The sequence below is a fragment of the Rudaea sp. genome (genome assembly GCF_036383415.1).
Taxonomy (GTDB): domain Bacteria; phylum Pseudomonadota; class Gammaproteobacteria; order Xanthomonadales; family Rhodanobacteraceae; genus Rudaea.
This window is the reverse complement of record NZ_DASVOK010000134.1, coordinates 1-7,014: the sequence shown is the minus strand read 5'-3', so window position 1 is coordinate 7,014 and position 7,014 is coordinate 1. Positions and strand designations below refer to the sequence as shown.

The window sequence follows — 7,014 nt, the reverse complement described above, 5'->3', positions numbered from 1 at the left end:
CGAGGCGAGGTCTTCGATGCGCTGTTGCAATTCGGAACGCAAAAAATCCGCGTCGAAGTTCTGCATGTCCAGCGTCGGCGACAGCAGATAACGATACGGCAGCAACGCCGGATCGAGCGCGATCAGATCGGTTTCACCGTTGAGTACGCGCGTGAAATGCGCGTCGCCGCGCAGCGCCTGGGCCAGGCCTCGGCTCAGGTCGGCGATGTGCTCGAACGATTCCTGCTTCGCGGAAATTTCGAGCAGCAGCAGGCGCGATGCGGGACCTTCGCCGATCTGGTCGAGCAGCAGCTTCTGGTCGGCGTTGCGCGACGGCGGCATGAACGCGCGCAGATCGCTCGTCACGACGAGGTTGCGCTGCACGGCGAAGCCGAGCGCAGCGAGAACGAGAATCCAGATGCCGAGTAGAAGATGGCGATGCAAGACGGCTCGCCCGCTCAACGTGAAAATTCGTCGCAAAGCCTGGCTGTCGCTTCGCGCGTCGGCGGATCGGAAAGCGCGGCCTTGGTCAGATCGCCAAGCAGCATCGTGCTCGCATCGCCGTCGGCTTCTTGCAACGTGAAGCAGCGCGGCTCGCCGCCGCGGCCGTCGACGATCATCGCCGAAAGCTGTTTTGCGAGCGCGGGCGAACGCGGCTTCAAGGTCAGGCGCCAGTCCGCGTTGTGTTGCACGGCTTCGACGCTGAAATCGCGATTCAAGGCGCCGCTGTCGCCGCCGAGCAGTGCGGAAAAACCGGACAGCAGCGCGCCGAGTTCGGGCGCGCGATCGAGCGAGAAACTGCGCTCGCCTTTGCCCTCGCGTTGCACGCGCACGTCGTTGCCGGCGATTGTCGTCGTCTCGCGGTAAGGCGCATCGACGCGCTTGCTCAGCTTGCCGGGGCCGCCGTAGCCCAGCTCGCCGCGCAGCACGAGCGGACGCTTGAGCATGCGCATGAAGCGCACTTCGGTGTATGCCGTCTGCGACGGCGGTTCGCGACGCAGCGAGACGACGAGTTGCGCCGTCTCGGGGGCAAGGTCAGCCGGTGGCGGTGGCGGTGCTGCCGCGAACGTCAGCGCGCTCAGCAGGACGATCCCAGAAATCATAGAAGTTGAACCAGTTGTAAGGGTATTGGCGTGCGTAGTGCTCAAGCCGCGCGGAGAACAGCTGCGCCCATCCCTGCAATTGTGCGGCGCGGTCGGAGCGCGGAATTTTGATGTTTTGCGCCAAGGTCTCGAAGTGCAGATCGTAGCGGTTGCCGCCGAGGTAGACGCCGAACGCGAGCACGACCGGCAGGTCGAGCATCGAGGCGATCTGGTAGCCGGCAACCGGGATATGCGCGGTGCGGCCGAAGAATTCGACCGGTGCAGTCGCCTCGTGTGCGCGTGCGCGATCGGCAAGCAAGCCGATCAATGCGTGCTGCTGCGCGGCTTCGTGCAGCGACAGGGCGAGCGCACCCGGATCGACGCCTGCATCGATCACGTTCGCGGCGATGCCGGGATTGAGCGCGTGCAGCAGCTCGTTCAGTGCACGGGTCTGCTTGAGATCCATGACGACGCGCAGGTTCACCTCGGGTCGGCGCAGGGTCAGCGCACGCAGCGCCTCGAAGCTGCCGAAGTGCGAACCGAGCAGGAGCACGCCGCGGCCGCGCGCGATTTCGGTTTCGATCTGGTCGAGGCCATGCACGCGCAGGTCGAAGCGGTCGAGCGTGGTGTCGTGCAACAAGTAAATGCGATCGAGGATCGTCGCCGCGTAGCTGTGGATGTGCTTGAGGATGTCCCACGCACGCGCCGGGCGGCCGAGCGCCAACGTCAGGAATTCGCGCGAATCGCGGCGTTCGCGCGTGCGGCGGAAATAGAAGTACAGCGTGATTGGATAAAGCCACGTGCGCGCGAAGCCGCGACCCGCATAGAGACCGGCGGCGCGGATCAGCCAGATCGCGAAGCGACCTCCGGCCTCGCGCCGCTCGCTCCATTGCGCGCTCACGCTGCACCTTCCGTCTCGGCGATGCCGCTCGCAACCGACACGCCATCACGCAGCACGGTGAAATGCAGCCGGCCGGCCTTTTCCTCGACGCGCATCTCGGCTTCCTGCTCCGGCAGCAGCGGCGAGGCGAACTTCACCTGCGGCAGGGCGACGATGCGCGCGCCGTATTCACGCTCGATCGCCGCGGCGACGCAGTCGAGCACGACCACGCCGGGTACGACCGGGCGGCCGGGAAAATGACCGGGCAATGCGGGATGGTCGGCGGCGATGCGCAGGCGCGTGGAAATCATGGGTCGATGATAGCTGGAATGGGTCGCATCCCGAGCCAACGGTTCAGTTCTCGATCAACTCGGGCCAGACGCGAGCGAGTGCACGCAGGAAACCGACGAGCGCATGCCGCGGCACCTGCGGCAACAGGCGTGGGCGCAGCAGGAATTCGCCGAAGAACAGCATCGCCACCGCCAGCGGCAGGAGCAGATCATAGACGTGCGGCGACGGCATGGGCACGGCGATCACGCCGCGGTCGTGCAGCACGCAGAGCAGGCCGAATGCGGCGAGGAACATCTGGAACACGGCCCAGAGCACGGTCAGCCGGCGTGCGTAGCGTGCAACCGCGATGTCGTCCAGCCGCGCCGCACCATCGATCGCCGCGATCGCGCACGCGATCAGCGGCCGGCGCGGCGGCATCAGGCTGCGCGCGAACAGCCAGCCGACGAAGGCGGCGATCGCCACAGGCAGCAGATCGACCATCAGGCGCGTGCCGCCGACCCACCATGCCGCGGCTTCGACGACCGCGATCGTCGCGATCGCGAGTCGCAGCATGCGCGGCGAGACGACCAGCAGATACGCCAGCACGAGCGGGGCGATCGCCGCGCTGAGGCTGTCGTTGTGCAGCAGGGTCCCGCCGAGCGCGAGCGCAAGTATCGCGATCCAGACCGTGACGCGCAGGCGCGGCACGTCAATTCGCGCGATGCGTTTCGATGTGCTGCGAAAGTGCGCGCAAGCTGGAAAAGATGCGCTTGTTGTCGGCGTTGTCGGAGCGCAATTGGAAGCCGTAGCGCTTGGACACGGCCAGCGCGAGTTCGAGCGCATCGATCGAATCGAGCCCGGTTTCGGCGCCGAACAAGGGCGCCTCGGGTGCGAACTGCTCGGCCTTGAGGTGCTCCAGATTCAGGCTCGAAACGATGAGGTCGGCGAGCTCGTGCTCGGCGGGCGTCTGCTGTGACATGGTTCTTATCCGTATGCGGGCGCGGCGTAGAAGCTGTTTTCAAATCGTAGCGAGCGAAGGCAGTTTGGTCGCGCGCGGAGCGCAGGAACCGGAGTGTACAGTCGAGTACATGAGGATTCCGAGCGCCGCACGCGGCCAAAATGCCGAGAGCAGTAGATTTTAAAACAGCTTCGGGAGTGCGGCCGCGGCGGCCGCAGAGTGTATCATTGCGCCATCGAAAACCTTGCGCCGCGCAAGCGGCGACCTGCCCTTTGTCTTCCGCGAAACCAGACATCACTCCGCATCCCGCCACGGATGGCCTGCCGCCGCTGGGCATCCGTTACGCATCCATGGGACTCGACGCCATCCTGCGCGACGACCATGTGCTCGCGGTGTTCGGCTTCGGCGCGCAAGCACCCGCAGCGCACCCCGATCCGCGCTACCTGCGCGTCAACCTCGAGCCCGCGGATGCGGCCGCGCCGTTCGAGGTTTGGCGCGTGCAGGGCAGCGTTCGCTCACGGCGCGACGACGGCATCGCCCAATCGTACGACGGCGACTACGCGTTCGGCGCGATCGAGGTCGACGAGGCCGCGCACGGCGGCATCGAAAACGCCGCCGCGATCGCTTATCGCAAACTGCTGGCCGCGGTTGCCGCGAGCGACACGCCGCATGTGCTGCGTATCTGGAACTACATCGACGCGATCAATCTCGGCGACGGTGACGATGAACGCTACCGTCGTTTCTGCGTCGGTCGCGCCGCAGGGCTCGAGCAGGGTTTCGTCGACGCCTACCCCGCTGCCACCGGCATCGGCGTGCGCGATGGCCGCCGCGTGCTGCAGGTCTACTGGCTGGCCGCGCGCGAGGCCGGCATCGGATTCGAGAACCCGCGCCAGGTCAGCGCCTGGCGCTACCCGCGCCAGTATGGCATCAAGGCGCCGACTTTCGCCCGCGCCACGCGGGCACCGACGCAAAGTGCACAAGTATACATTTCCGGCACTGCCGCGATCGTTGGCCATGTCTCGCACCATCACGACGACCTTGCCGCGCAGATCGACGAGACGCTCGCCAACATCGACAGCGTGCTTGCCGCCGCGCAGATCGCGCCGGCCGCACGCTTCGGCGCCGACGCCGTGCTTAAAGTCTACGTGCGGCGCAGCGAGGACGTCGCCGCCGCGCGCGCACTGCTGCGCGGCAAGTTGTCCGCGCAGACGTGCGTGCTGCTGTTGCACGGCGATATCTGCCGTGGCGAATTGTTGGTCGAGATCGACGGCGTGCAGGGCGCGTAGCTTTCGTTCGCGCGCAGAAGGACGATTGTTTGGTCGTATCACCTGCCTGCCGTGCCGAATTCGGCGCAGTTCACGGCCGCGACTTGCTCGACAACAGAAACAGCTGGTTTTTCCACCATTCCGCTTCGCCGTCCTTGCACTGAAAAACGACTAAATCCAGGTCCGGTGTTTTCGCCGCCGGCCGGAATTCCACGCGCAGCGGATAGACGCCGCGGCGCAGCGGGACGACGAAGGCGCGCTGGCGCAAGCCGCGTGCGCCGTCGTGCTCGAACAGCGGCGTGCCGGCGAGCGACACACGCGCCTGGCCGGACGTACCGACGCCGATCACGTAGTAGCCCTCGGCCGGGATGGCCAGATTGCGCTCGGCGATACCGGCGAACGCATCGCGGCCGCCGCCGTCGAAATCGATCTCCTTGTCGGCCGTGCCGGTCTTGAACGGCCTGGCGCGCGCGAGTTCGGGCCACGTCGCGGCCGCGTAGAACGCCAGGCGCCACTTTCTTTCCGCGCCCACGGCATGCGCCGGCGGCGCCAGCACGTCTCCGGTTTTCAGACCGTGCACAAGCACGCGATCGTAAACGCCGCGATTGGACAGCAGTGCGATCGTCGTCTTCGCCGGATCAGCGATCGCGACCTGCGGCGCGAACTTCGGCGAGGCCGCAGTCGGCACCGTGCCGTCGGTGGTGTAGTGCGCATCGGCGGAATCGCCATCGCCGTTCAGACCGAGATAGACCGGCTTGTCCTTGAGCACGATGCCGGCAGACGGGATTAGCTCCATCTGCCTCACCGTGTAGCCCTGATAGACGTACTTCAACGCATCATATGTGCCCTTGAGCTTGAGCGAATCGTGACTCTCGCCGGGATACTGGGTGACGGTCCAGTGCAGCGCGGCCGCGGCCTTCGCCTTGAAGATCGGCTCGACCTTGGCCATGCCCATGCCCGCGTACTCCTGCCCGGCACGCGCGCCGACGAAGATCGCCTTGCCCTGCGTCGGCAGCGTGGGCAGCGTCGCCGCGAGCACCGGATCGAGCACGTGATCGTCCCACCACATCGCCGGATCGAGGATCGCATAACCGTCGAACAGGGCCGGCTCGTGCGCCAGCGCGTACATCAGAAACGTGCCGCCGAACGAATGTCCGTGGATCAAGTTCACCCCGCTCGCCGGGTAGTGCGCGTTGACATACGGCACCAATTCGGTTTTCAGGAAGGCGAGAAACTCCTTTGCCCCGCCGGAGCGCGGCTGGCCGGCCATCACGGTCGGGGTCAGATCGTGATCGCGGCTGTTCACGCCCTTCGCGTCGAATATGTTCGGCACGCTGACCACGATCACCGGCGGCATGAAGCCGACGCTGCGCATGAAGGTCACCACATCGACGACGATCTTTGCGTTCCAGTCGCCGTCGAGCACGTACAGCGTCTCGTAGCGCTGCGTTGGCTCCTTCGCCGATTCGACCGGCAGATACACCTCGATCGGCCGTTTTTGCTTGAGCAGCGCCGAATCGATCGCGTCGGCCTTTGCCGGCAGCAATTGCGGCTCATTGGCGGCTGCGAATGTGGCGGGCAACAACACGAGCAGCGCGAACAGCGCGTTCTTGAGCATGGCGATCTTCCGCAACGAATGGCAACTTGGATGCAATCGAGCCGAATCCGGTTTACTCAGGCGCGCCGCCGCGTCGCCGGAAACAATGAGCGCCAGCCGACGACGAGCGCGCCGATCCACCACACCAGCGCGGCGTTGTAGACGAGATGGCCCTGTTTGGGCACGTCGGCCAGGCCGTCGCCGAGCACGGTGACGGTGAGCGTGCCGAGGGTGACGACGATCGTCAGCACGGTGACGGTGAGCAGGCGCGGCCAGGCACGCCAGCGCTGGCGCCAGAGCAGGGCGATCAGCGCCACGAATGGGGCGCCGAACAGCAGCGTGCGCAACAACGGCCGCTCGGCAAACAGGTCGCTCCAGGAGAAGAACTGCACCGGCAGTGGCGCGAAGTCGCCGCCTTCGACGAGGCCGAGTCCCGGCGCCACCCACGGATGCAGGTTGGCAAGGCCCGCCCAACCGACGCGCAGCGTCATGCCGGGTTCGCGCAGCAGCGCGAGGAGTTCGCGCGAGCGCGACACTTTCGTCAGCTCGGGACACAGATCGGCCGGAAAACCCGGCATCTGCCAGGCACGTTTGCCCGAGTATTGCAGGCACTGCGGCGACAGGCCGAGGAATTGCGCGGTCGCGGCTGGGTCGCTGGAATTCGGCAGCAGCGCGGTGAACACGACGTCGGCCTGGTTGAACACGTTGATCGCGCGGATCGCGTCGCTGTCGCGCTGCAGCTGCACGACCTGGACGACGATGCCGGCGAGCGCGCCGATCAGCAGCGCCTTGCCTTTCCACAGCCAGACGCGGTCGCGCCAGCGGCCGATCGCAAGCATCGCCACCGCGATGCCGAGCGGCAGGACGATGTGCTGGATCTTGCTCACCGCGAGCGCCGCGGCGGCGAGCGCGAGCAGGGCAAACGCGTGGCCGCGCGCGGGTTTGCCCTCGTGGATCAGGATCAGCCCGGCGACGGCGTACAG

Annotated in this window: 8 protein-coding genes and 1 pseudogene; 1 reads left to right on the top strand and 8 read right to left on the bottom strand. The window is 66.3% G+C overall.

Annotated elements, in window-relative coordinates; genetic code table 11:
* From VF497_RS05215 to VF497_RS05190, 6 genes and pseudogenes are all read right to left on the bottom strand, one after another.
* Positions 1-423: pseudogene (locus VF497_RS05215) on the bottom strand (xanthomonadin transporter); the annotation flags it as partial.
* Between the two features lie 14 nt (positions 424-437).
* Positions 438-1,082, bottom strand: coding sequence for a LolA-related protein (locus VF497_RS05210; protein WP_330886575.1), 645 nt, complete (start codon positions 1,080-1,082; stop codon positions 438-440).
* A complete protein-coding gene (locus tag VF497_RS05205) occupies positions 1,015-1,962 on the bottom strand; it encodes an acyltransferase (protein ID WP_330886574.1) in 948 nt (315 codons plus the stop codon). Before VF497_RS05205 ends, VF497_RS05210 begins: the two co-directional genes overlap by 68 nt.
* Entirely contained in the window at positions 1,959-2,291 is a 333-nt protein-coding gene (locus VF497_RS05200) for a hydroxymyristoyl-ACP dehydratase (protein ID WP_330886573.1), read from the bottom strand. The genes VF497_RS05205 and VF497_RS05200 overlap by 4 nt, the downstream gene beginning before the upstream one ends.
* 4 nt (positions 2,292-2,295) lie before the next feature.
* Entirely contained in the window at positions 2,296-2,919 is a 624-nt protein-coding gene (locus tag VF497_RS05195; RefSeq protein WP_330886572.1) for a hypothetical protein, read from the bottom strand.
* Position 2,920: 1 nt separating this feature from the next.
* A complete protein-coding gene (locus tag VF497_RS05190; protein ID WP_330886571.1) occupies positions 2,921-3,190 on the bottom strand; it encodes a phosphopantetheine-binding protein in 270 nt (89 codons plus the stop codon).
* A 272-nt stretch (positions 3,191-3,462) separates the two neighbouring features.
* Between VF497_RS05190 and VF497_RS05185 the strand changes: the two genes are divergently transcribed.
* A complete protein-coding gene (locus VF497_RS05185) occupies positions 3,463-4,455 on the top strand; it encodes a pteridine-dependent deoxygenase (protein ID WP_414706844.1) in 993 nt (330 codons plus the stop codon).
* A gap of 70 nt (positions 4,456-4,525) precedes the next feature.
* Here VF497_RS05185 and VF497_RS05180 read toward each other — a convergent pair whose 3' ends face one another.
* Positions 4,526-6,052: an alpha/beta hydrolase-fold protein gene (locus tag VF497_RS05180; RefSeq protein ID WP_330886569.1), complete on the bottom strand. Its 1,527-nt coding sequence runs from the start codon at positions 6,050-6,052 to the stop codon at positions 4,526-4,528.
* Positions 6,053-6,108: 56 nt separating this feature from the next.
* On the bottom strand, positions 6,109-7,014 hold a 906-nt coding region (locus VF497_RS05175; protein WP_330886568.1), incomplete at its 5' end, for a hypothetical protein.